23 protein-coding genes are annotated in these 23,583 nt (G+C 71.7%); 12 read left to right on the top strand and 11 right to left on the bottom strand.

Annotated elements, in window-relative coordinates:
• Positions 1-4 precede the first annotated feature (4 nt).
• Entirely contained in the window at positions 5-952 is a 948-nt protein-coding gene (locus AB0M83_RS17065) for a pentapeptide repeat-containing protein (protein ID WP_364517958.1), read from the top strand.
• Here AB0M83_RS17065 and AB0M83_RS17060 read toward each other — a convergent pair.
• Entirely contained in the window at positions 934-2,331 is a 1,398-nt protein-coding gene (locus AB0M83_RS17060; RefSeq protein ID WP_364517956.1) for a hypothetical protein, read from the bottom strand. The two genes, AB0M83_RS17065 and AB0M83_RS17060, sit on opposite strands and share 19 nt — an antisense overlap.
• Before the next feature lie 103 nt (positions 2,332-2,434).
• Between AB0M83_RS17060 and AB0M83_RS17055 the strand changes: the two genes are divergently transcribed.
• Complete coding sequence (locus AB0M83_RS17055; RefSeq protein WP_364517954.1) at positions 2,435-2,992, top strand: RNA polymerase sigma factor; 558 nt, start codon at positions 2,435-2,437, stop codon at positions 2,990-2,992.
• Entirely contained in the window at positions 2,989-4,257 is a 1,269-nt protein-coding gene (locus tag AB0M83_RS17050) for a hypothetical protein (protein WP_364517952.1), read from the top strand. The genes AB0M83_RS17055 and AB0M83_RS17050 overlap by 4 nt, the downstream gene beginning before the upstream one ends.
• Here AB0M83_RS17050 and AB0M83_RS17045 read toward each other — a convergent pair.
• A complete protein-coding gene (locus tag AB0M83_RS17045; RefSeq protein WP_364517950.1) occupies positions 4,230-4,847 on the bottom strand; it encodes a TetR/AcrR family transcriptional regulator in 618 nt (205 codons plus the stop codon). The two genes, AB0M83_RS17050 and AB0M83_RS17045, sit on opposite strands and share 28 nt — an antisense overlap.
• Positions 4,848-4,930: 83 nt before the next feature.
• On the opposite strand from AB0M83_RS17045, the gene AB0M83_RS17040 reads away from it, so the two are divergent.
• The 8 genes from AB0M83_RS17040 (at position 4,931) to AB0M83_RS17005 (ending at position 13,440) form a co-directional block, all read left to right on the top strand.
• The gene (locus AB0M83_RS17040; protein WP_364517948.1) at positions 4,931-5,332 is read left to right on the top strand and encodes a MerR family transcriptional regulator; all 402 of its coding nucleotides are present in this window, start codon (positions 4,931-4,933) and stop codon (positions 5,330-5,332) included.
• A gap of 50 nt (positions 5,333-5,382) precedes the next feature.
• On the top strand, positions 5,383-6,306 hold the full coding sequence (locus tag AB0M83_RS17035) for an aldo/keto reductase (protein WP_364518142.1): 924 nt from the start codon (positions 5,383-5,385) through the stop codon (positions 6,304-6,306).
• 87 nt (positions 6,307-6,393) lie between these two features.
• Positions 6,394-7,932 carry an NAD(P)-binding domain-containing protein gene (locus AB0M83_RS17030; protein WP_364517946.1) on the top strand — a complete coding sequence of 513 codons (1,539 nt, stop codon included), beginning with the start codon at positions 6,394-6,396 and terminating at the stop codon, positions 7,930-7,932.
• Entirely contained in the window at positions 7,932-9,002 is a 1,071-nt protein-coding gene (locus tag AB0M83_RS17025) for an alpha-hydroxy acid oxidase (protein WP_364517944.1), read from the top strand. Before AB0M83_RS17030 ends, AB0M83_RS17025 begins: the two co-directional genes overlap by 1 nt.
• Positions 8,999-10,264 carry a cytochrome P450 gene (locus tag AB0M83_RS17020; RefSeq protein ID WP_364517942.1) on the top strand — a complete coding sequence of 422 codons (1,266 nt, stop codon included), beginning with the start codon at positions 8,999-9,001 and terminating at the stop codon, positions 10,262-10,264. Before AB0M83_RS17025 ends, AB0M83_RS17020 begins: the two co-directional genes overlap by 4 nt.
• Positions 10,261-11,541: a cation:proton antiporter gene (locus tag AB0M83_RS17015; RefSeq protein ID WP_364517940.1), complete on the top strand. Its 1,281-nt coding sequence runs from the start codon at positions 10,261-10,263 to the stop codon at positions 11,539-11,541. The genes AB0M83_RS17020 and AB0M83_RS17015 overlap by 4 nt, the downstream gene beginning before the upstream one ends.
• A 64-nt stretch (positions 11,542-11,605) precedes the next feature.
• The gene (locus AB0M83_RS17010) at positions 11,606-12,253 is read left to right on the top strand and encodes a response regulator transcription factor (protein WP_364518140.1); all 648 of its coding nucleotides are present in this window, start codon (positions 11,606-11,608) and stop codon (positions 12,251-12,253) included.
• Positions 12,250-13,440 carry a HAMP domain-containing sensor histidine kinase gene (locus tag AB0M83_RS17005; protein WP_364517938.1) on the top strand — a complete coding sequence of 397 codons (1,191 nt, stop codon included), beginning with the start codon at positions 12,250-12,252 and terminating at the stop codon, positions 13,438-13,440. Before AB0M83_RS17010 ends, AB0M83_RS17005 begins: the two co-directional genes overlap by 4 nt.
• Positions 13,441-13,577: 137 nt before the next feature.
• On the opposite strand, the gene AB0M83_RS17000 is transcribed toward AB0M83_RS17005, so the two are convergent.
• The 9 genes from AB0M83_RS17000 to AB0M83_RS16960 all read right to left on the bottom strand — a co-directional run bounded on the left by AB0M83_RS17000 (position 13,578) and on the right by AB0M83_RS16960 (position 22,271).
• On the bottom strand, positions 13,578-14,849 hold the full coding sequence (locus AB0M83_RS17000; RefSeq protein WP_364517936.1) for a HEAT repeat domain-containing protein: 1,272 nt from the start codon (positions 14,847-14,849) through the stop codon (positions 13,578-13,580).
• A 32-nt stretch (positions 14,850-14,881) separates the two neighbouring features.
• Entirely contained in the window at positions 14,882-16,171 is a 1,290-nt protein-coding gene (hisS, locus tag AB0M83_RS16995) for a histidine--tRNA ligase (RefSeq protein WP_364517934.1), read from the bottom strand.
• Between the two features lie 26 nt (positions 16,172-16,197).
• The gene (locus AB0M83_RS16990; RefSeq protein WP_364517932.1) at positions 16,198-16,587 is read right to left on the bottom strand and encodes a hypothetical protein; all 390 of its coding nucleotides are present in this window, start codon (positions 16,585-16,587) and stop codon (positions 16,198-16,200) included.
• An 85-nt stretch (positions 16,588-16,672) separates the two neighbouring features.
• The gene (locus AB0M83_RS16985) at positions 16,673-17,839 is read right to left on the bottom strand and encodes an amidohydrolase family protein (RefSeq protein ID WP_364517930.1); all 1,167 of its coding nucleotides are present in this window, start codon (positions 17,837-17,839) and stop codon (positions 16,673-16,675) included.
• Position 17,840: 1 nt separating this feature from the next.
• Positions 17,841-18,971, bottom strand: a complete 1,131-nt coding sequence (locus tag AB0M83_RS16980) for an MAB_1171c family putative transporter (protein ID WP_364517928.1) — start codon at positions 18,969-18,971, stop codon at positions 17,841-17,843.
• Positions 18,968-19,489, bottom strand: a complete 522-nt coding sequence (locus AB0M83_RS16975; protein WP_364517926.1) for a hypothetical protein — start codon at positions 19,487-19,489, stop codon at positions 18,968-18,970. Before AB0M83_RS16975 ends, AB0M83_RS16980 begins: the two co-directional genes overlap by 4 nt.
• Positions 19,486-19,890, bottom strand: coding sequence for a helix-turn-helix transcriptional regulator (locus AB0M83_RS16970; protein WP_364517924.1), 405 nt, complete (start codon positions 19,888-19,890; stop codon positions 19,486-19,488). Before AB0M83_RS16970 ends, AB0M83_RS16975 begins: the two co-directional genes overlap by 4 nt.
• 294 nt (positions 19,891-20,184) lie before the next feature.
• On the bottom strand, positions 20,185-20,637 hold the full coding sequence (locus AB0M83_RS16965) for an NAD(P)H-dependent oxidoreductase (protein WP_364517922.1): 453 nt from the start codon (positions 20,635-20,637) through the stop codon (positions 20,185-20,187).
• On the bottom strand, positions 20,637-22,271 hold the full coding sequence (locus AB0M83_RS16960) for a phospho-sugar mutase (protein ID WP_364517920.1): 1,635 nt from the start codon (positions 22,269-22,271) through the stop codon (positions 20,637-20,639). The genes AB0M83_RS16965 and AB0M83_RS16960 overlap by 1 nt, the downstream gene beginning before the upstream one ends.
• Before the next feature lie 30 nt (positions 22,272-22,301).
• Here AB0M83_RS16960 and AB0M83_RS16955 point away from each other — a divergent pair, with 30 nt between their 5' ends.
• Positions 22,302-23,462: a glycosyltransferase gene (locus AB0M83_RS16955; protein WP_364517918.1), complete on the top strand. Its 1,161-nt coding sequence runs from the start codon at positions 22,302-22,304 to the stop codon at positions 23,460-23,462.
• Positions 23,463-23,583 lie beyond the last annotated feature (121 nt).

The following is a 23,583-nucleotide window of genomic DNA, read 5'->3' as shown; positions in this document are numbered from 1 at the left end:
AGCCTTGCCCCTCCTGAAGTGGCGGTGGGTGGCCGCGGCCGCCGGGGTGGTCGCGGTCGTCACGGCCGGGCTGCTCTGGCTGCTGCTGGGCTGGTCCGGGTCGCCGGACGCGCCGGTGCGCATCGACGCCGTCAAGACGGCGTTCGGTATCGGCGCGGGTGCGGGCGGCGTGTGCGCGCTGTGGCTGGCGACGCGCCGCCAGCGCACGATGGAGCTGCAGCTCGCCGAGACGACCCGCGTCGCGGGCGTGACCGAACGCGACCTCGAGGAGCGCCGGGTCACCGAGCTCTACACGAAGGCCGTCGAACAGCTCGGCAGCGACAAGGCGCCGGTGCGGTTCGGCGGGCTCTACGCGCTGGAGCGGCTCGGGCAGGACAACCCGAAGCAGCGCCAGACGATCGTGAACGTGCTGTGCGCCTACCTGCGGATGCCGTTCAAGGCCCCGGTCGTCGGGCTCAAGGGCACTGCGGCACGCGATCTGGACCACGACCCCGAGGAGGGTGAACTCCTCGTCCGGCTGGCCGTGCAGGAGCTGCTCAAGACGCACCTGAGCCACGACGCGGCGGGCTACTGGCCGGGGATGTCGATCGACCTGCAGCGAGCCACGCTCGTCGACTTCCGGCTGAGCGGGTGCACCCTGGACGCCGCCGACTTCAGCCGCGCGCGGTTCGTCGGTCAGCTCCACATCCGGGGCACGCACTTCACCCGCCAGGTGGGGTTCTACGGCACGGAGTTCCTTGACATCGTGAACTTCGACCGGTCGGTCTTCGAGGAAGGCGCTTTCTTCTCCCGGGCGCACTTCACCAGTAACGTCCGCTTCACCCGGATCCGCTCCGGGGGCCGGTTCGAGTTTTCGCGCACGGTCTTCGAAGAGGGCGCCGACTTCGAGGGCGGCGAACACCAGGAACTCGACCTGACCGACGCGCAGTTCCTTCACGACGGCACCAAGTAGAGCTCCTGCCGTCCGAGCGTCGGCGCGTCGAGCGTCCAGTGCGCGACGGCGTCCGGCGGCGGGCTCGGCAGGCGACGCAGGACGAGGTCGGGCCGCCGCGGCCGGACGTCGAAGTCGAAGAACGCGTAGTCGACCCGCAGCGCCGCGCGGATCCACCGATCACCGGCGCCGCGGGCGTCGATGGCGGCGGGGAGCAGGCCGCGGTCGGCGAAGACGTCGACGATCGCGCACTCGCACGTGTAGGCCAGCACGCCGATCTCCCCGGCGCTGCCGACGACGCGTGACCCGGCCAGCGCGTGGAGGTCGCGGCCGATCTCCGCATATCGAGCGGTCGAGGCGTAGTTGGACGTCAACGGCGCGAACTCCCGGGGCAGTCCGGGCGCCGCGTACGCGACCACGCTCGCGGCCACCAGCGCCAGAACCGCGCCGGTCGCGATCCGGCTCGAAGCCGCCCAGGCGCAGGCGAACACGGTCGCCGCGGTGATCCCCGGGCCGTAGTACCAGTGGTACGGCGGAACCGTGAGCAGCACGTACATCCCGTGGTAGAGCGCGCCGCCCAGGGCGAGGAGCGCGAACGGCCGGAGCGCGGGCGACCGCCGGAAGGCGAAGGGGACGGCCGCGAGCGGGAGGAAGGACAGCACCGCCACGCACGGGTCGGTCCGGGCGTAGAAGAGCGGGCCGTTGGCGAAAGTCCAGGCACCCCAAGCCCGTTGCGCGCCCTGCAGCGTCTTGATCACGAACGTGTCGGGCACCGCCGCGCCGAGCACGACCCAGCTGAAGACGAACCACGGCACGGCGACCAACGCGGCACCGAGCACCGCCCGTCCGGAACGCAGCGAGAAACCCAAGACCACGGCGAAGATCAGCAGGTCCAGCCGCACGAGTGCGAGAGCGCCCGCGCTGAACCCGAAAACCAGGGGCCGTCGTTCGACGGCGAACACCGTCACCCACCCGAGCACCGCGGCGCCGAGCTCGACCTCCAGCCCGATCGACGAAAGCAGCAGCGGGTTGACCGTCAGCGCCGCGAACGCCAGCGACGGGAACCAGCGCGGCAACGCCGTGCCGAGCCGGCGCAGGGCCAGGACGAGCGCGACCTGGCACACCACGTAGAGCACTCCGGCCGCGAACACGGCGTCGCGGACCACGAAGGTCAGCGCCGCCAGGGCGAGGACGTTGGCCGGCGACGTCGCCGAGTTCGACGTCGCGTCGGCCAGCAGTCCCCAGTGGCCGTGGAACGCGAGGTTGCGCGCGTAGGCGAGCGTGATGAACGTGTCGTCGACGAGGTGCGGCCGGGCCAGCAGGAACACCGCCGCCGACACGCACGCGACGGCTGCGGGCAACCGCAGGCGAAGGTTGTCCGTGGTCCGGACCTGCTCCATGATCACGACCGGAAGTGGCCGCCCGGTTCGCGGAAGTTGCGCGCAACGTCCGCGCCGGTGCCGGCCACTGAGGGGTGTGACCAGCCATGCGACGGGGGCGCCGGTGGACGATCGGGCGCAGGGTGATCGAGCGCTCTGGGACAAGGCTTCCGGGGGTGACGAAGCGGCGTTCAGCGCGCTCTTCGAGCGGCACGCCGAAGCCGTCTGGAACCACGCTTACCGGCTGACCGGCTCGTGGTCGGCCGCCGAGGACCTCACGTCGAACACCTTCCTGACCGCCTGGCGCCGCCGCGCCGACGTCACGCTGATCCGGGACAGCGCCTTGCCGTGGCTCTACACCGTGGCCGGCAACGCCGCCCGCGACGAGTACCGCGGCGCGAGACGGCGGCTGCGGCTGCTCCGCAAGATCCCGGATCCGCCGGTGGTGTCCGACCACGCCGACGCGGTGGCCGAGCAGCTCGACGGCGAGCAACGGCTGCGCGAGATCGTCGAAGCCGTGCGGACGCTGCCGAAGGCGCAGCGGGCCGTCGTCGAGTTGTGCCTGCTCGGTGACCTGAGCGTCGCCGACGCGGCCGCGGCGCTGACCGTCGCCGAGGTCACCGTCCGCGCCCACCTGTCCCGGGCCCGCGCCCGGCTGCGCACGTTGCTGGAGGAGAAATGAGCGACGACCTCCGAGGGCTTCCGCCGCGGCGAGCACTGCCGGACGACGTCCGCGACCGGTTGCGCGCCGAGGTCCGCCAGGGCATGACGAAGCGGCGGCCGACACGCGTCTGGTACGCCGCCGCGGCGGCGACTGTCGTCGTGCTGGCCGCGGGCGCGGTCGTCGCGACGCAGGCGGTCCGGCACCAGTCCGTCGCCGGCCCGCCGCCGCATCCGGACCCCGAAAACCGGCTCACCCTCGATGCGAAGGTGGCGACGACCGCGCTCGACCGCTGCTGGGCGGCCGTGCGGGCGGCGGGCAAGACGGACCGCGTGCCCCCGCGCGAGGAGTGGGTCCCGCTGTTCACGGAAGTCCTGGCGGGGGACTCCGTGGTCGCGGCGACCGCCGCGGGCAAGCCGATGTTCTGCGAGACCACCGCGACGACCGTGACGCTGTCGGACCCGGGAGCCACGCCCGCCTACGTGCCGGGCACGCGCACCGGGCTGCTGCTGCACAGCCCGACCGGGGTGGTCGCCGGAGTCGTGGACGCGGGTTCGGCGCACGCGTTCCTCGGCTCGCGTACCGAAGACGGCGAAAACATGTCGCAGTCGATCCGCTCTTCCCCGGTCACCGGCCAGTTCATCGCGATGACCCGGTCCGCCCTGTGGACGACGACGCTCAGCCTCGAAACCCCGCCGGCGCCGGGTGGGACCGTGTTGCCCACGCCGCCGCCGTGGCTGGTCATGGCCGTCGACCGGCCGGTGACCGCCGACCGGACGTCACCGGCCGGCCGGGCGCTGGGCGAATGCCTGGCCCTCGCCGAGCTGGATGTGGTCCCGGACGCCGAGGCGTACGCGCCGGGGCCGGTGCTCGAGGCCGACGGTTACCGGGTGGTGCTCGGCCGCCACGACGGCCGGGTCGTGGTCTGCGCGGCTCAGCCCGACCGCCACCGGCCGGGGAAGACGAAGTACCGCGCCTACCTCGACTTCACCGGGCCACAGACTCCGCCGGCGCGCACCCTGATCGTGGACACCTTGGGCGGGACCGAGTCGGAGGCGGAACAAGGGAAGGCGCGCCGCCCGTTCGTCGCGGCGCTGCCCACGACGGCGGCCGAGGTGACCATCGACTTCGGCATCGGGACGAGCACCACGACCGCGGTCATCGATGGCATGGTCGCCACGTGGGTCCCGCGGAACATCCACCTCGACCCGCAGGCGATGGTCCACGTCCAGGCCCGCGACGCCCAGGGCAAGGTCGTCTACGACGGGTCGCTGCGGCTGCTGTGAGGCCGCAGCCAGCCGGAGGCGTTCGCGCGCAGGGCCGTCTCGTACGAGCCCGTGACGTCGAACTCCTCCGGCAGGTTGCCGGTCAGCTCGAGGGACACGAGCCCGTGCACGCAGGCCCAGCAGCCGACGGCGACCGTCTCGGGCGGGACGTCGAGGAAGACGCCGTCGGCGATGGCCCGGCGGATGATCGCCTCGAGGGGTTCCAGGGTCTTCCGGGCCAGCTTCTCGGCGTCTTCGTTGGGCTCGAACCCGGGCACCGACCTGGTGAACATGATCCCGTAGAGGTTCGGGTCGGCCAGCGCGCTGGCACGGTAGGCGCTGCCGAGCGCGACCAGGTCGTCGACGGGGTCGCCGGTCAGCACGGTGCCGGCCATCCGGGCACCGAAGCGGCGGAAGCCTTCGGTGTAGAGCGCGTTCACCAGATCGGGTTTGCTGCCGAAGAGGGAGTACACGGCGGTGGTCGACGTCCCGGCGTCGGCGGCGAGCTTCCGCAGGGAAAGCGCCTTCGGCCCGTCGGCGGCGATGAGCTCGCCGGCGCGGTCGAGGAGTTTCAGCCGGAGCGCTTCGTCGTGGGTGCGTGGCCGAGCCATGCACACAGCGTATCGGAACGCTGTTATGTTTGCCGGAACGAGGATTTGACCTGGAGTGCACTCCAGGTCGTAGTGTCGAGCTCATGAGCTACTCGATAGCGGAAGCCGCGCGACGTAGCGGACTGTCGATCGACACTCTCCGGTACTACGAGCGCATCAAACTGCTCGACCCGCCCGCGCGGGACACCGCGGGCCGCCGGGCCTACTCCGACGACGACCTCGGCTGGCTGGGGTTCCTGACCAAGCTGCGCACCACCGGGATGCCCATCAAGAGCATGCGCGAGTACGCGTCGCTGCGCCGCCACGGCGTCGCCAGCGCGGGCCGCCGCAAGGCCCTGCTGGTGGAGCAGCGCCGGTCGGTCGCCGAGCGGATCGCCGAGCTGCAGGGGTGCCTCGACATCCTGGACTACAAGATCGAGAACTACGCCCAGGTCGAGCGCAACGTACTCGGCGTGGAACCGGGCAGGGAGGAGATTTCCGCGTGAAGACCAGGAAGCTCGGCGGCCTGGAGGTCGGCGCCCAGGGGCTCGGCTGCATGGGGATGAGCCAGGCCTACGGCGTCCGCGACAACGACGAAGAGTCGATCGCGACGATCCACCGGGCTCTCGATCTCGGGGTCACGCTGCTCGACACCGCGAACGTCTACGCGAACGGTGTCAACGAGGAACTGGTCGGCCGCGCAATCGCCGGCCGCCGCGACGAGGTCGTGCTCGCGACGAAGTTCGGCATCGTGTGGACCGACGGCGCGATGGGGGCCCGCGGCGACGCGGAGTACGTCAAGCAGTCCTGCGACGAGTCGCTGCGCCGGCTCGGCGTCGACCACATCGACCTGTACTACCAGCACCGCGTCGACCCGGACACGCCGATCGAGGAGACCTGGGGCGCGCTGGCTTCGCTGGTGGAAGCCGGGAAGATCCGGTACGCCGGGATTTCCGAGGCGAGCGCGGCGACGATCCGTGCCGCGCACGCGGTGCACCCGGTGACCGCGCTGCAGAGCGAGTGGTCGCTGTGGACCCGCGGCATCGAAGGCGAAATCCTGTCGACGTGCCGGGAGCTCGGCATCGGCGTGGTGCCGTTCTCGCCGCTGGGCCGAGGTTTCCTGACCGGCGCGGTGAAGTCGATGGCGGACCTGCCGGAGGACGACATGCGCCGCGGCCTGCCGCGGTTCGCCGAGGGCAACTTCGAGCGCAACATGGCGATCGTCGACGCGCTGCGGAAGCTGGCCGAGGAGAAGGGCGTCACGGCGGGGCAGCTGGCGCTCGCGTGGGTGCAGGCTCAAGGCGAGGACGTCGTCCCGATCCCGGGGACGAAGCGCCGCAAGTACCTCGAGGAGAACGTGGCGGCGGCTTCGCTGGAGCTGACGCCGGAGGACCTGGCGGCCATCGCGGCCGCGGCCCCCGCCGAGGCCGTCGCGGGGGAGCGTTACCCCGAACGCCTGGCCCGCGCCGCCGGCAAGTAGGCACGGAGTTGCTTCTGAGCCTTTTCTGAGATCTCCGGAGCAGGCTCGGCGCCGATCAAGGTCGGTGCCGAGCCTCAGGAGGTCGTCGTGGAGGAAGTGCTCGATTATCTGGTCGTCGGGGCCGGACCGGCGGGGTTGCAGCTGGGCCAGCACCTCGGCCACGCCGGGCACCGGTACCTGGTGCTGGAGGCCGGTTCCGCGCCCGGCCACTTCTTCGAGACGTTCCCCCGGCACCGGACGCTCATCTCCATCAACAAGAAGCACACCGGGTACGCCGACCCGGAGCTGCGGATGCGGATGGACTGGAACTCGATCCTCGCCGACGGCGACGCCGAACCGGTCCTGTTCACCGACTACAGCGCGAAGCTCTTCCCGGACGCGCCGGACTTCCTCCGCTACGTCGCCGACTACGCCGCGAAGCATCAAGTGAACGTCCGCTACGACACCCGGGTGACGCGCATCCGCCGTGACCCGGAAAGCGCTGTCTTCATCCTCACCGCGGGTGACGAGGAGTTCAAGGCGCACCGGCTGGTCATGGCCTCCGGCGTCACCAAGCCGTACATCCCGCAGTTCCCCGGCGTCGAGCTGATCGACCAGTACGTGGACGTCGACGTCGACCCGGCGAGCTTCACCGACCAGCGCGTCCTGGTGCTGGGCAAGGGGAACTCCGCCTTCGAGACCGCGGACAACCTCATCGAGACCGCCGCGGTCGTGCACGTCGGCGGCCCGCGGCCGGTGAAACTGGCCTGGCGCACCCACTTCGTCGGCCACCTCCGCGCCTACAACGCGGGCATCCTCGACATGTACCAGCTGAAGCTCCAGCACGCGATCCTCGACGGCGACGTCCGCGAGGTCCGCAAGGACGCCGACGGCTACCACGTCAAGTTCTCCTTCGCCCGCGCCGACGAGGTCATCAAGGAGATCCGCTACGACCGCGTCATCGGCTGCACGGGCTTCCGGTTCGACGCGTCGCTGTTCGACGAAGACTGCCGCCCGCAGCTCACGATCAACGACCGCTTCCCGGCGCAGACGCCGGACTGGGAGTCGGTCAACGTGCCCGGCCTCTACTTCGCCGGCACGATCACGCAGGTCCGCGACTTCAAGAAGGCCACCAGCGCGTTCATCCACGGCTTCCGCTACGGCGTCCGCGCGCTGGCCAAGGTGCTGAACGAGCGCCACCACGACACCCCGTGGCCCAGCACCGAGCTGCCCGCCAAACCGGACGCGCTGACCGATGCCGTGATCACCCGGATCAACCGGACTTCCGCGCTGTACCAGCAGTTCGGCTTCCTCGGCGACGTCCTGGTCGTGGACGGCGACACCGCCCGCTACCTCGAAGAGGTGCCGGTGGACCGCGTCCTCCAGGACCCGCCGGACGACGCCTACGTCGTCACCCTCGACTACGGCCCCGACCACGACAAGATCGACCCGTTCGACTTCGTCGCGCGCGCCGCGCAGGACAAGGCCAACGACTCCGGCGAAGGCCACTACCTGCACCCGATCGTCCGGCACTACCGCCGTGGCGAGCTCGTCGCGACCCACCACGTCACCGAGAACCTCGAGAACGAGTGGGACAAAGAGGTGCACGTCGAACCGCTGACCGCGTTCTTCGCCCGGGAGCTGTGATGCGCACGATCGCGGAGTTCGAGGCGGCGGCCCGGCAGCGCCTCGACCCGGTGCACTACGACTACTTCGCGGGCGGCGCGCAGGACGAACTGACCGTGGCGGACAACGAAGCCGCGTACAAACGGCTGAAGCTGCTGCCCCGGGTGCTGCGCGGCAGCGACAAGCGCGATCTGAGCCTGACGCTGCTCGGGACGTCGTCCTCGATGCCGATCCTGGTCGCGCCCACGGCGTTCCACCGGCTCGCCCACGCCGACGGCGAGCTCGCGACCGCCCGCGCCGCGGCCCGGGCGGGCACGATCATGATCGTCAGCATGGCCGCCACCGCGGCGATCGAGGACATCGCCGCGGCGGCGCGCGAGATCGCGCCGGACCCGGGTTTGTGGTTCCAGCTCTACCTGCAGCCGGATCTGGAGTTCACGGAGGCGATCGTGCGCCGGGCCGAAAACGCCGGCGTCAAGGCGTTCGTCGTGACCGTCGACTCGCCGGTGCTCGGCCGCCGCGAGCGCGACGACCGCAACGACTTCCACGACCTGCCGCCGGGGCTGGCCGTGGAGAACCTCCGCAACCTGGGCGAGAACCGCAGCGGCGGCAACGCCAGCCATGTCCGCGAGATCGTCATGTCGGCCGGGCTGAACTGGGACCACATCGCGTGGCTGCGGGGCAAGACCAAGCTGCCGGTGCTGATCAAGGGCGTGCTGCACGCCGAGGACGCGCGTTTGGCGGTGCACCACGGTGTCGCCGGGATCGTCGTGTCCAACCACGGCGGCCGCCAGCTCGACACCGTGCCCGCGACGATCGACGTCCTCCCCGAGATCGCGTCGGCCGTGGGCGGGGCGATCCCGGTCCTGCTCGACGGCGGGATCCGCCGCGGCACCGACGTCGTCAAGGCCCTCGCCCTCGGCGCGGACGCGGTCGGTGTCGGCCGGCCGGTCGTGTGGGGGCTGGCCGCGGGCGGCCGCGAAGGCGTCACGCAGGTCCTGGAGCTGCTGCGCGACGACTTCGACCAGGCGCTGGCCATGTGCGGCGGCCGGCACCCGGCCGACCTGACCCCGGACCAGGTGCGGCGATGATCGGGAAAGCGCTTGCCACGGCGGCCCTCGTGACCGCGCCCGCGTGGCTGCCCGACCGGGTCGTGGCGCTGCGGATGAGGATCTTCTCGCTGGTCAACGGCCAGGACGTGGTGACGATCCCGGGCGAGCAGGTCGGCGTCGAGGACTTCCGACGGGTCTACGCCGACCCGGCGGCGAACGGCCGCAGCCGCGGCGCCGCGCTGTCCGACCTGTTCTGGTACTGGCTCGCGCCCGGGCCCGAAGTGCACCAGGAGCACCTCGAAGCCGGGCCACGCTACGACGAGGTCGCCAAGTGCACCCGGCACATCCTGGTGCGGTCCAAAAAGGACTCCGAGGAGCTGGCCCGCCGCGTCGCCGCCCACGTGCTGGACGGCGTCCGGCCCGGGCTCGTCCGCTTCCGCGACGAGATGATGCCGATCTGGGCGGAGCTGTACTACGAGCTGGTGTTCGACGAGCCGTGCCCGCCCGAGGCCCGCGACCTCATCGTGGGGCACGCCGACGACGTCGTCTCGGCGCTGAAGTGCGTGCGGCCGCGGAACATGCGCCGCCGGGCCCGGCTGACGAAGTACCTGCGGCGGCGCCTCGCCGACGTCCCGCACCCGCTGCCGCAGTCCCTGACGCCGGAGGAGCAGGCCTACTACCTGCAGGGCACGTTCTTCAACACCGCCGTCGTGCAGATGTCCGAGGCGATGGCGCACCTGCTGATGATCGTCGCCCAGCGCCCGGAGGTCCAGCGGCACCTCGTCGAGCACCCGGACGACGACGCCTACCTGGACCGCGTCATCGACGACGGCCTGCGCGAGTTCCCGCTGTTCGGCATCGCGCACCGGATCTCCACCGCCGACATCGACCTGGCGGACCTGACCATCCCGGCGGGCACCGTGCTGTGCTTCAGCTACCCGGGCTTCGCCGCCCAGACCGCGAAGGACGAGTTCATCCCGTTCGGCGTCGCGCAGAACCGCGCCTGCCCGGCCCGCGGCCTGGCCCCGCCGACCATGCGGGTCGTGACGCGCGAAGTCCTGCGCCGGTTCAGCCTCGCCTCGACGGCCGGGCACACGCGTTCCATCCCCAACCGCGGCCCGGCGCTGCTCACCCCCCACGGCGCGCGCCGCAAGCGCGCGCCGCTGGTGTGGCTCGCGGTCCGCGACCGCTGGGAAGACGTCTGGCGCAGTTTCGCCCAGCTCGTCTTCGGCACGTACATGGTGCTCGACGCCCGGAAGCAAGCCCTCTGCTCGACCTACTTCGCCGGAGGAAAGTCATGAGCCCGTCGGAAGCGGCACCGCTGTTCTTCCTCGCCGTCGTGGTCATCCTCGTGGTGGTCCGGCTGGTCTGCATGGCCGCCGTGAAGCTCGGTCAGCCACCGGTGGTCGGCGAGATGGTCGCCGGGGTGCTGCTCGGCCCGTCGCTGTTCGGGCTCCTGCTGCCCGGCGTCCAGGCGGCCGTGTTCCCGGACGGCATCAAGTCCCTGCTCTACGTCGGCGGCCAGATCGGCCTGGTCATCTACATGTTCGGGGCGGGCTACGAGTTCAACCTGAGCAGCATCAGGAAGTCGAAGAAGTCGGTCGCGGCGATCTCCTCGGCCGGGACGGTGGTGCCGCTGGCGCTCGGGATCGCGGTCGCGGTCCTCGGCACGTCGTGGGTCGGCATCGGCAAGGAAGGCGTCTCGCTGGCGACGTCGGCCGCGTTCGTCGGGGTGGCGGTGGCGATCACGGCGTTCCCGATGATGGTCCGGATCATCACCGAACGCGGGATCGCGTCGACGAAGTTCGGGTCGCTGGCGCTGGCCTGCGGCGCGCTCGACGACGTGCTGGCGTGGCTGCTGCTGGCCGTCGTGCTCGGCATGCACGCCGGGTCCGCGGGGCCGATCGCGCTCGCCCTCGGGGGCGGGTTGCTGTTCGCGCTGCTCGTCTTCATCGTCGGACGGCGCCTGCTGAACCGGGTGATGAGCAGCGACCGCGTGACCGTCGACCAGCGGGTGCTCGTCACCGCGATGATCCTGTTCGCCGCCGCCTGGTTCACCGACACCATCGGCCTGTACGCGGTGTTCGGCGCGTTCACCGTCGGGGTCGCGTTCCCGCGCGGTGAAGCCTCCGACGCGGTGCTCGCGAAGATCATGCCGATCGGGCGGATCGTGTTCGTCCCGCTGTTCTTCACCTATTCCGGCCTGAACACCCGGTTCGCGCTGCTCGCCGACCGGAACCTGCTCGCGTTCGCGCTGGTGACCGTGGCGGTCGCGATCGTCGGCAAGCTGGGCGCGTCGTGGGGCGCGGCCCGGCTGGCGGGGGAGCCGCCGGAGATCGCGTCCCGCGTCGGGGTGCTGGTCAACGCCCGCGGGCTGATGCAGCTGATCGCGCTCAACGTCGGGCTCGCCGCGGGGATCGTTTCGCCGGCGCTGTTCACGGTACTGGTGCTGGTCGCGCTGGTCACCACGATCATGACGGCGCCCCTGCTCAGCTGGCTCGACCGCCGCGATGCCCGCAAGGGGAGCAGCGAGGTGCTCCTGATGGTCGATCCGGTCCCGGTTACCGGGAAAAGTTGATAGTTCAATTTCGGAAAATCACTGCCAGTATGGGTACGTGCACGATGGGGCGACGAAACCGAGAGTGCTGCTCGTCGAAGACGACCGCGAGCTGGCGGGCATGCTCGCCGAGCTGCTCGCGGACGAAGGCTATGAAACCGACGCGGCGCACGACGGCCAGCGGGGCCTGCACCTCGGGCTCACCGGGCGGTACGACGTGATGATCATCGACCGCCGCCTCCCGGTGCTGGACGGCCTCGAACTGCTCGCCCGCCTGCGCGCGCAGGCGGTGACCACGCGCGTCCTCGTGCTTTCGGCGCTGGGCGAGCTCGCCGACCGCGTCGGCGGGCTCGACGCCGGCGCCGACGACTACCTCGTCAAGCCGTTCGAGGCCGAGGAGCTGCTGGCCCGGCTGCGCGCGCTCGGCCGCCGTGACCTGGAGGGCGCGGAGTGCCTTCCGCTCGGCGCGGCGGCCCTCGACCTGCAGCGGCACGAGGTCGTGCTGCCGCGAGGGGAGCGGATCACGCTGTCCGGACGGGAGTTCGAGCTGCTGCGGACGCTCGCGCAGCGGCCCAAGGCGATCCACCCGCGCGCGTCGCTGCGCACGAACGTCTTCGCCGACTCGACGGGGGAGTCCATTGTGGACACCTACGTGTACTACCTGCGGCGCAAGCTCGGCCGCGACGTCGTCCGGACCGTGCACGGCCTCGGCTACCAGCTCGGCGCGGTATGAGACCGGCCCCGGAGGAGCGGGCCCTGCGGCGGGCGCGGTGGGCGATCACCGCGCAGATCGCCGTCGTGGTGTCGATGCTGGTGGCCGTCGCGGGCGGGATCGCCTACGCGATGCTGCTGACCCGGCAGCACGCCGAGGCCGACCGCACGCTGGCCAGGACGGTCGAGCTGGGCCCGGCCGCGACCCCGCCCGGCTGCGTCTGGCTGTTCACCCCGGTCCTGCACGCGCCCGCGGGCAAACCGCCGGCCGGGATGCCGATCGTGGCGCTGGACGCGACCGTGCCCTCGCCCGGCGACGTCCACACGGAACGGCGCCCGATCGGCGGCATGACGTACACGATCCGCGTCGAGAACCGCGGCGGCGTCGTTTCGCAGGCGTACTTCGAGGAGCTGTACCAGATCCAGGACCGCTCGGCGCTGGTGTCCGGGCTCGTGGTCGCCGAGGTGCTGTCGCTGCTCGCGGCCGTGCTGTGCGGCCGCGTGCTGGCCTGCCGGGCGATCCGGCCCCTGGCCGACGCGCTGCGCCGGCAGCGGACGTTCGTGGCGGACGCGTCCCACGAGCTGCGCGCCCCGCTCACCCGGCTGCACACCCGCGCGCAGCTGCTGGCCCGGCGCGCGTCCGGTCGTGACGCGGAGGACCTCGAGCAGCTGGTCCGCGGCACGCGGGAACTCGGTGAGGTCGTCGAAGACCTGTTGCTGTCGGCCCAGGCGTGCGACCGGCCGGAGTTCGAGCTGGTGGAGCTGGGCGGCCTGGCCGAGGAAGCGGTGGCTGCGGAGGCGGTCCGCGCGGGGGCGGGCCAGGTCCGGCTCGCGGTGTCCCGGGAGCGCCGGCCGTACGTGGTCCAGGGCGTCCCGACAGCCCTGCGGCGCGTGCTTTCGGCACTGCTGGACAACGCGCTGGGCCACACGCCACCGGGCGGCTCGATCGAGGTGTGGCTGGGCGTCCCGGACGAAAGGCACGTCGAGCTGCGCATCCGCGACACGGGCATCGGCTTCCCGTCGGCGGACGCGGAGCGGATTTTCGAGCGCTTCGCCCGAGGATCGGACGGCGACGGCCGCCGGTTCGGCCTGGGCTTGGCCCTGGTCCGCGAGGTGGTGACGGGCCACGGCGGCACGATCGCGGCGGCGGGCCGCCCGGGCGACGGAGCCACGTTCACCCTCCGGCTCCTCCGCGCCGACCCCGCGTGATCAGGGCCGGAACTCGCGTGACGGAACCCGGATCTCGCGTGATTGAAGCCGGAACTCGCGAGTTACGGGCTTGATCACGCCAGTTACGGACCTGATCACGCGAGTTACGGCTCCGATCACGCGAGATCGGTGTCAGCTCAGTTCCTGAAGCCCAGTGCGAAGCGGATCTCGCGGGCCAGCGCGGGTTCGAGCTGGTCGCAGAGGACCTCCATTTCGATTCGCCAGCCGGCCGGCGGTTTCGTGTACACGCCGGTCACGTGGTCCTGCCAGGCGTAGATGTCCTGACGGGCTTCGTCGGCGAGATCCGGGTCGCCCAGGAGGGTCAGGTCCGTGTGGAGCCGTGTCCACGTGTCGCGGTCGCGCAGCAGCGCCGCGGCCGCGCGTCGCGTGTGGAGCGGCCCGTCCGTGGCGAGCAAGCCCTGGAGCGTGGACACGTCGACGAACTTGCCGCGCAGGAACGCCACCACCTGGCGGGTCACCGCGGGCGACGGGTCCGTGAGCAGCGGCCGCACCGCCGTCGACTCCGGCGCGATCCGGCGCAGCCCGCGGACGGCGGCCCGCCGGATCCGGGGGCGCTCGTCGGTGAGGTGCCGTTCCAGCAGTCCGGCGTCTTCGGACGTCCCGGTCTCGCCGAGCCCGGCGAGCATGCCGAACGAAACCGGCAGCGCGCGGTAGTGCGCGGCCGGGTCGCCGCCCGCCTTGCGCACCAGGGCCTGCGCCATCGAGCGCACGGCGGAGGCCGGGTCGGCCAAGTACGCCTCTGCGTGGCCGGCCAGGGTGAGCGCCCGCATCCGGACCTTCGGTGCTCCGCCCGCGAGCAGTTCCTCGACGCATTCGCCGCGGTCCAGCAACGCGGTGCCGCACCGTGCGCGAACCACGAAGTCCTGGTCCCGCAACGAAATGTCCAGCAGCCGCTCGCGGGACAAGAGCCCGATCGCTTCTCCGTGGACCCACCGGCGGGTCTCCCGGTCCGCGACCGCCAACGCGGCGTCGAGCAGCCGCGGGGTCAGCGCCTGCCGGAACAGCGTGGTCATCCAGTCGTCGACCTGGCGCCGGCGCAGCACGCCGATCAACGGCAGCATCGCGCGGAACGCCGGTTCGTCCAGTTTGGGCAGCACCAGCGACCGCGCGAGGTCCCGGACCGGCTCGACCCAGTCGACGCACCGGATCAGCAGCAGTGGCAGGGCTTCGGGATCGGCGCTGACCGCCAGCCGCGCGACGGCGGCTTCGCGCAAGCGGCCGTTCCCGTGGCAGGCGGTGATCGCCAGCTCGGCGCGGGACGGCCGCCGGCTCGGCTTCAGGTCCCGCCCGACCCACCACGCCCGCCGGACGGCGACGTCGAACTCGACCCACCGCCGCACGTCACCGGCGGCGAGCACGTCGAGGTCGGGCATCTCGGCTTCGAACACGTTCCCAGCGTGCCAGGGACGTCGAGCCGTTTTCAGCCCAGCAGGGCCTGGACCGCGGCGGGGGCGTCGGCGATCGCGACCGGGTTCTGCTCCCGCGTCGCGAGGCTGCGGACCGTGACGTTCCCGGCCGCCCAGTCGTCCTGGCCGACGATCACCACCGCGACCGCGCCCGCCTTGTCCGCACGGGTGAGCTCCTTGCCCAGCTTGCGGTGCTCGATCGGGGTCGACGTCCGGAGCCCCGCCGCGCGCAGCGACGACGCCACCGAGCGGGCCGCGTCCGAGAGGTCCTCGGTCACCGGGATCACCATGACGTCGACCTCGCTGCGGGGCGCCGGCGCCAGGCCGTGCGTCTCGAGGAAGTCGATCAGCGTCACGTCACCCATGCCGAACCCGATGCCCGGGATCTGCTGCGGCGTGAACATCGACGCCAGGTCGCTGTAGCGGCCGCCGCCGAAGAGGGCTCGGCGGTTCTCCGGTGAGGTGTCGAAGACCTCGAACACCGTCGACGTGTAGTACGCCAGCCCGCGCACGATCATCGGCTCGTACTTCACCAGGCTGCCCGCGCTGCTGTTCAGCACCTTCACGAGGTTCGACTGCTCGCGCACCTCGGCCGGCAGCTCGTCGAGCAGCGCCTCGCCCATGTCGAGCGTCTCGGCCAGCTTCTCGAACTGCTTGTCCGAAAGCCCGATCTCCGCGGCGCTCTCCGCCAGCTTCTCGCGCGGGTACTTCTCCCAGCGGTCGACCAGCGCGAACACCTGGGCCAGGTGGTCCTCGGACACCCCGGCGACGTCGGTGAGCGCCGACGTCAGCAGGTTCCGGTCGTTGACGCGCAGCACGAACATGTCCGGCGTCGCGCCCAGCGCGGCCATCATGTCGTGGACCAGCTCGAAGATCTCGATCTCGCAGTTGGCACTGTCCGAGCCGAAGATGTCGGCGTTGATCTGCCAGTGCTCGCGCACGCGGCCGCGCTGCGGCGCCTCGTACCGGTGGCAGTTCGGGTGGCTGTACCAGCGGACGGGGAACGACAGCGACTTCGCGCTCCCGGCGATCATCCGCGCCACCGACGGCGTCATCTCCGGGCGCAGCGCCAGCCGCCGCCCGCCCTTGTCGGTCAGGGTGTACAGCTGCTTGTCGGCCAGCTCCTGGCCCGACTTCCGCTCGTAGATCTCGGCCGATTCGAGGATCGGGCCGTCGTAGCGGAGGAAGCCGCGGCGCTCGAGGACGTCGTAGAGATGACCGAAGACCTGCGTACGGACGGACATTTCGGCGGGCAGGAAGTCCCGGGTCCCCTTGTAGGGCGCGGTCGGCAGGTATTCAGGCACGTCACCCAGCTTAACGACCGGGTTCGTCAGGCGAAGGCGACCCCGTACGCGGTGAGCAGCGTGCCGGCCGCGAGGAGCACCGCGCCGGCGGATGTCACGCGGCCGCCGAGCTTGCCGCGGTCCGGGATCAGGTGCAGGAAGAAGCCGCCGGACTGGGCGAGGATCCCGAAGAGCAGCAGGAAGCAGGTGACCCACAGGGTGGCGTCGGAGAGGGTGGTCCGGTCGAGGACCTGCAGGGCGACGAGGGCCAGGATCAGCAGGACGCCGGCGTGCGCGTGGCCGGCGCGGAACATGGCGCGCTGGTGTTCGGTGAGCTTCCGGTCGCGCAGGACGCCCATCAGGGCGTAGCCGCCGTACATGACGGTGGGGAGCGAGACCAGGGCGATCACGGTGAAGAGCTGGGTGGGGCCGTGCATCGGGGACTCCTTCGAGGTGGGCTGCCGCTACGATAACACTGTTTTAAAACAGTGTCACCAAACCAGGTATGCCCCGATCGGGAAACTAGGCTTCGCGACCCTGGGCGAGCACCAGGAGGGGGTTGCGCAGCGCGGCGAGCGACGCGAGCGGGTCACCTTCGACGACCAGGACGTCCGCCGAGAGCCCGGCTTCCAGCCGTCCGGTCACGTCGGCCAGGCCCAGCCCCGCCGCGGAGTCGCAGGTGGCGATCTCCAGGATCCGGCGTCGGGGGAAACCGAGCCACTCGTACAGCTCCAGCGCGCCCACCGGGTCGTCGAACACCGACCCGGGCAGCCCCGCGTCCGTCCCCGCCAGCAGCCGGACGCCGTGCTCCTCGAGCCACGGCAGCCGCCCGTACATCGCCTGGGCCACCTCGTCGCCCAGCTTCTCGACGATCGCCCGCCAGTTGCGGCTGCTCGTCGAGCACGCCGAGATGCCGTCGGCGGCCATGCGCGCGGCCACGGCATCGCGACGGTCGAACGACCTCGGCCCGGTCAGGAAACTGCAGTGCTCGACCGTCGACACCCCGGCCGCCACCGCCGCCTCGATCGCGTCCGCGCCGTGGGCGTGGGCCGCCACCGGCAGCCCGTGGGAAGCCGCGTGGGACACCACCAACGCCAATTCGCGTTCGGAGAACTGGGATTCCCACATGTCCGCGCCGCCCTCGGTGATCTGACCGCCGCTGGCCATCACCTTGATCACGTCCGCGCCCGCCGCCGCGTTCGCGTCGATCAGTTCGCGGATCGACGCGTCGGAAGAGACCGCGCCGCCGAAGAAGTGGCAGTGCCCGTCCGGGACCGTGATCGGCGGCCCCGACACCAGCAGCCGGGGCGCGGCCGCGCCGGCGAACGACCGGCGGACCGCCGCGCCCAGGTGGTCGCGGTCGCCGAGGTCCCGCACCGTCGTGACGCCGCTGCGCAGCATCGACGTCAGCCGCGAGCGCGCGCCCTCCAGGGGATCGCCGGAAGCGGAGAAGTGAGCCAGCATCTCCCGCGACGCGTCGAAGGCCAGGTGCACGTGGACGTTGAACAACCCGGCCAGCGCGGTACCGGTGGGGAAGTCGTGGCGCGCGGCGTCCGGCGCCGCCTGGGCGACGACGTCCGCGCGCGGACCGGCCGCCACGATCATCCCGTCACGCACCAGCACGGCGCCGTCTTCGACCGGCGCCGACGGCCGCGGCAGCACCCGGCCCGCGGTGATCAGGGTGTCCACGTCACGCCGTCCCGTTCGCCATCGCCGCCGACAGCGCGAGCAACGGCCGGACGTCGGATTCCATGTCGTCGGCCGGCGCGGGCAGCACCTGCTTGGCGTGGCCGTCGCTCTCTTCGCCGGCCGCGTGCCGCGCCAGCGCCGTCTTCAACGCGGCCGCGGCGGCCCCGGGATCGGTGGCGACGACCTCGCCGAAGTCCGCGGACAGGTACGGCGACAGCTGCACCAGGCCGTCCCGGATTTCGATCACCCGGCGGTAGTGTGCGCGGTGGATGCTGCGCGGGGAAAGGAGTTCGCTGCGCCGGCGCGGCGGGGTCCGCAGCACGATGCTGGGGAACGCCTGCACCAGGACCGTCCACAACGGACCGAGCGCTTGGTGTTCGCGGCGGTGCTGGCGGCGCCGGCGCAACGCCGACACGCGCGCGCTCACGCCCGGGTAGGTGACGCCGAGCAGGAACAGCATCCCGCCGACGATCACGAACGGCACCCCGAGGAGCAGCAGCACCTTGACGACCGGGCCGAACGCCCACGCCACCACGATGTACAGGGCGCGGAAGATGCTGCCCACGGCCGCGCAGGCCATGCCGGCCGCGCCCATCCGCAGCCCGATCCGCAGGTGCCGGTCGGCCACCCGCAGGTAGCGCACGATCCACGCGGTGCAGGCGATCAGGCCGTAGATCAGGTAGAGCCCGGCGCCGAGGTAGAACAGCGCGATCCCGGTGTCGTGGATGGTCGACGGCCCGAGCGGGAGCCCGCGCAGTTCCGGTGCCGTAAGGGCCATCGTGACGATCATCAGCGTGATCGCCGCGGCCAGCGGCACCAGTTCCACCACCACCCGGCGGTAGCGGCGCGGGCCCAGCGTCGAGCCGAGGAAGAAGATCACCAGCGCGCACACGGCGCACGCCAGCAGCGCGTTGTTGGCCACGCGCGCCGCGCCGGCGCCGAAGACCGCGTCGATTTCGTCGGACACGACGGTCTGCTGCAGCAGGAACGCCGCGGCGAACCCGGCGATGCACGCGGTGACGGCCCAGTTCGGCACCGTCGGCGCGCGCTGCACCTGGTAGATCCGCCACGCCAATGCGGCGGCGAACAGCACCATCGCGAGAATGTTCACGGGGCTGAAAAGTGTGCTCACAACCACCCTTGGTGATCGCCGAGCGTCCCCTGGATCCGGCGGAGATCCCGGTCAGCGGCACGCCGCGGGATCGTGTAGTTCAGGACCGACGCCCACTCGAGGATGATGGTGGCGACGGTCTCGGCTTCCCACTCGTGCGCGTCATCGTAGGACGTCCGCCGCAGTGCGCGGTGTACTGCATCCGGGTCAAGATCCGGAGCGGGGCCGCGCAGGAAGTCGGCCGGCTGGGCGTCGCCGTGCGGGTGGTGGTCGGCCAGCATGTGCCCGAGCTCGTGCAGGATGATGTGGTCCTGGTGGGATTTCGTGGTTTCGGCCTGGTAGAAGATGTAATCCGCCGAAGAGGTGGCGATCCAGCAGCCGAACGGCCCGGGCACCTCCAGCGGATAGGGCATCAGCCGGATCGGCTTGCCCCGTTGGTCGCCCAGCCGCGCGCAAAGCACTTCGACGTCGAGCGGCGGGCCGATGTCGAGCTGCTTCAGCAGCTTGCGGCAGCGGCGGCGCAGCTCCCGTTCCCTCATCGCGCGGCGTCCTCCGGGTTCCGGCCTTCGCGTTCGGCCCGTTCGTAGCGCTCCACCAGCTCCAGCAGGTCCATCACCTGCCGCCGGCCCTGCGGCGAGAGTTCCTGCGCCCGCATCGCCATCAGCTGCGCTTCCCCGGCCGGGGGCGCGGCTGCCTCTTCGTCGAAGAAGTACGTGACGGGCACGCCGAACAGCTTCGCCAGGGCCTCAACATAGTGGATCTTCGGGTTGACGCGCTTGCCCGTGGCCAGCTGCTGCAGGTAGGCGGGCGACATCGCCGGCCCGCCGGCCCGCTCGACGGCGGCCGAGATCTCCCGGTAGCTGTGCGGCGCGCGGCCGTCCATCCGAGCGGCCTCGATCAGGGCGCTCAGGCGTTCCGCGAAGGTGCGTTCCCGTGCCATACCCGTCCCCTAGGTTTCCACCGTGAAAATTCTAGCCGGGAAACCACTGTACGCACATGTTGACAGCTATCGTATGCAGTGGTTTACAGTTGACGCGCCTCTCGTCTTGCTCTCCGTACCCTGGGGGTGTACGGAACCGCAAGACGAGAGGCCTTCGCGTCCGCCGGCTCGTCATGATCCGCGGTCTGTAGTACGCTTCAGCTGCCAAGGTCGAACGCTCTCGGGCGATCCCTTGGCCACGGCCTGTTGCCGGAGGTCGACCCCCAGGGCTTCCGGTGACAGGCCCCTTACGTTTCAGGACATCAGCGTGGCGGCCACGGTGCCGCCCAGCTCGGCGCACGCTTCGAGGGTCTTCTTGTCCGGGTCGCCCGTGGCGATCACCGGCTCCGCCACCTTCTCCCAGGCCAAACCCGTGGTGATGGAGAGCAGCTGGCGTTCGGTTCCCGACGTGTCGCTGTTCCCGTGGATCCAGTACCCGAACGGCCGGCCTCGGGTCGCGTCCAGGCACGGGTAATAGACGGTGTCGAAGAAGTGCTTCAGCGCCCCGCTCATGCTGCCCAGGTTCGCCGGCGTGCCCAGCAGGTAGCCGTCCGCTTCGAGGACGTCGGGGACGGTGGCGGCCAGCGCCGCCCGGCGGACCACCTCCACCCCCTCGACGTCCGGGTGCGTCGCGCCGGCCAGCACCGCCTCGAACAGCGCCTGCGTCGACGGCGACGGCGTGTGGTGCACGATCAACAGCCTCGGCATCAGGCGAGCAGTTCCTCGACGGCGGTCCGCAACGCCTTGAGCTTCGCGTTCGCGGCATCGCGAGCCTCCGCGAGCGAACCCGGCACCGGCGCCACGACCTGCAGGTACGCCTTCAGCTTCGGCTCGGTGCCGGACGGCCGCACGACCACGCGCAGGCCGTCGCCGGTGAGCCGCAGCACGTCCGCGTCCGGCAGCAGGTCCTCCAGCGTCACGGTGACGCCGCCCAGCTCGGCCGGCGGCGTCTCCCGCACCTTCGCCATCAGCTGCCCGCGGACCGCGAGATCCGTGACCCGCAGCGAAACCTGGTCGGTGAGGTGGACGCCGTGGCGCTGCGCCAGCTCGTCGAGCACGTCCAGCGGAGTGCGTCCTTCGGCCTTCAGCCGGGCGGCGTAGCCGGCGGCCAGCGTCGCGGCGGCGATGCCGTCCTTGTCGCGCACGAAACCCGGGTTCACGCACAGGCCGAGCGCCTCTTCGTAGGCGAACACGAGCCCTTCGCCGGCGCGGACCAGCCACTTGAACCCGGTCAGCGTCTCGGCGTAGCGGGCGCCTTCGGCTTTCGCGATCTCGCCGAGCATCGACGACGAGACGATCGTCGTCGCGACCAGCGGATCCGGCAGGAGCGTCCGGTCCACTGTGGACAGCACGTACGAGCCGAGCAGCACGCCGGTCTCGTCGCCGCGCAGCATCCGCCACCCGCCGCCCGAGTCCCGGACGCCCAGCGCGCACCGGTCGGCGTCCGGGTCGAGCGCGACGGCCAGGTCGGCGTCCACATCGGACGCGAGCGCCAGCAGCAGGTCCGTCGCGCCCGGCTCTTCCGGGTTCGGGAACGACACGGTCGGGAAGTCGGGGTCCGGCGCGGCCTGGTCGGCCACCAGGTGCAGGTCGGTGAACCCGGCCCGCTCGAACGCCGCGCGCAGCGTGTCGGCACCGACGCCGTGCAGCGCCGTCGCGGCCACCCGCACCGCGCGCTCGGCTCCCATCGGCAGCGTCGCGACCTCGTCGAGGTAGCGGTCCAGCAGATCGACGACCTCGGCGCCGGGTGCCCGCGGCACGCTCACCGCGGCGGGCGCGGCCTGGATGGCGCGCTCGATCTCGCCGTCCGACGGCGGCACGATCTGGCCGCCGGTCGCGTCGTAGAGCTTGTAGCCGTTGTCGGCCGGGGGGTTGTGCGACGCGGTGATCTGGATCCCGGCCACCGCGCCGAGCCGCCCGACGGCGAACGCGAGCACCGGCGTCGGCAGCGGCTTCGGGAACACCTTGACGTCGAAGCCCGCCGCGGTGAGCACCTCGGCGGCCGCGGTCGCGAAGGCTTCCGAGCCGTGCCGCGCGTCGCGGCCGATGACGACCAGCGCGCCCGCGTGCCCGTGCGCCTTCAGCCACTCCGCGACCCCCGCCGTGGTCCGGGTGACGACGGCGACGTTCATCCCGTTCGGCCCGGCGCGCACCGGCCCGCGCAGGCCGGCGGTGCCGAACTCCAGGGGCCCGGCCATCCGGTCGGCCAGCTCGGCGGCCGCACCGGCCTCGCCGCCCATCGCGCGGGCGAGGACGTCCTGCAGTTCGGCGCGGGAGCTGTCGTCCGGGTCGTCGGCGATCCAGCGGAACGCGGCGTCACGCAGTGTGGAGGTCGAAGTCACCGCGCCAGCCTACGGGCTAGGGTCGGGGGAGTGCGCTTGCTCTTCACCTCACTGGGGTCCTTCGGTCACACGTTCCCGCTCGTCCCGCTGGCGATCGCCGCGCGCGACGCGGGCCACGACGTCGTCTTCGCCACCTCGGAAGACTTCCTGCCACAGCTGACGAAAGCCGGGCTCGAGACGGCGGCGGCCGGGCTCGCGATCCGCGACGCGTTCGGGCAGGCCTTCGCCGAGTCCGGGCCACCGGGCCCGCGGCGCCCGCCCGGCGAGATCCCGCCGGAGGTGCTCGGGCCGATCGTCGCGAAGGTGTTCGGCGAGTTCATGCCGAAGCGGTTCGTCGCCGACCTGCTGCCGCTGTTCTCTCGTTTCCGGCCCGACCTCGTCGTCAGCGAATCCGGCAACTCGGGCGGTGCGTTCGCCGCGATGAAAGCCGGGATCCCGGTGGTGGCACACGGGTTCGGCCGGGTGTCGAGCGACGACCCGATGGTGTCGCGGATCCGCGACGCGATCCGCGCGCACGGCGCGGAGCTGGGCATCGACGTCGGCGAGGACCTGGCGTTCGGCGGCCCGTTCGTCGACATCTGCCCGGAGTCGGTGCAGGAGCCGGGGTTCCTGGCGCGCGCGACCCGCGTCCCGTTGCGGCCGGTCGGCTGGAGCGAGCCGGGCGAGCTGCCCGCGGGGGTGCTCGAGCGGTCGCGGCCGCTGGTCTACCTGACGCTCGGCACGGCGATGGGCCACGCGGGCGTGCTGGGCGCGGCGATCACCGGTCTGTCCGGTTTGGACGTCGACGTCCTGGTCGCGACGGGCCCGACGGTCGACCCGGCGGCGCTCGGCGAAGTGCCGGGCAACGTGCGGCTCGAGTCGTGGGTGCCGCAGTCGGAGCTGCTCCCGCACGTCGACCTGGTGGTCCACCACGGCGGCAGCGGCACGACGCTCGGCGCGTTCGGCGCGGGCCGGCCGCAGCTGCTCCTGCCGCAGGGGGCGGACCAGTTCAGCAACGCGGACGCGGTCCTGGCGGCCGGCGTCGGGGACCGCCTCCTGGCCGCCGACGTCACCACCGACGCCGTCGCCACGACGGCGCGTCACCTGCTCACGGACACGTCGGTCCGCGACGCGGCCCGCACTTTGGCGGCCGAAGTCGCGGCCATGCCGTCCCCGGCCGAAGTGGCGGCCCAGCTCCCGACCCTGGCCTGAAGCGCCCCAATGTGGCCTTCGGTGCGTCTGACGCATGGCCACCGCCGGCGCGGATAGTGCTGATGTCCGACGGCAAGCAGACGGTGCCCGAGGATCTGTACGCGGCCCGCGGCGGCTACAC

Origin of the sequence: Amycolatopsis sp. NPDC051106, assembly GCF_040682775.1 — a bacterium.
Classification (GTDB): Bacteria; Actinomycetota; Actinomycetes; order Mycobacteriales; family Pseudonocardiaceae; genus Amycolatopsis.
The sequence above is the reverse complement of the archived record's forward strand: the minus strand, read 5'-3'. Positions and strand labels throughout refer to the sequence as shown.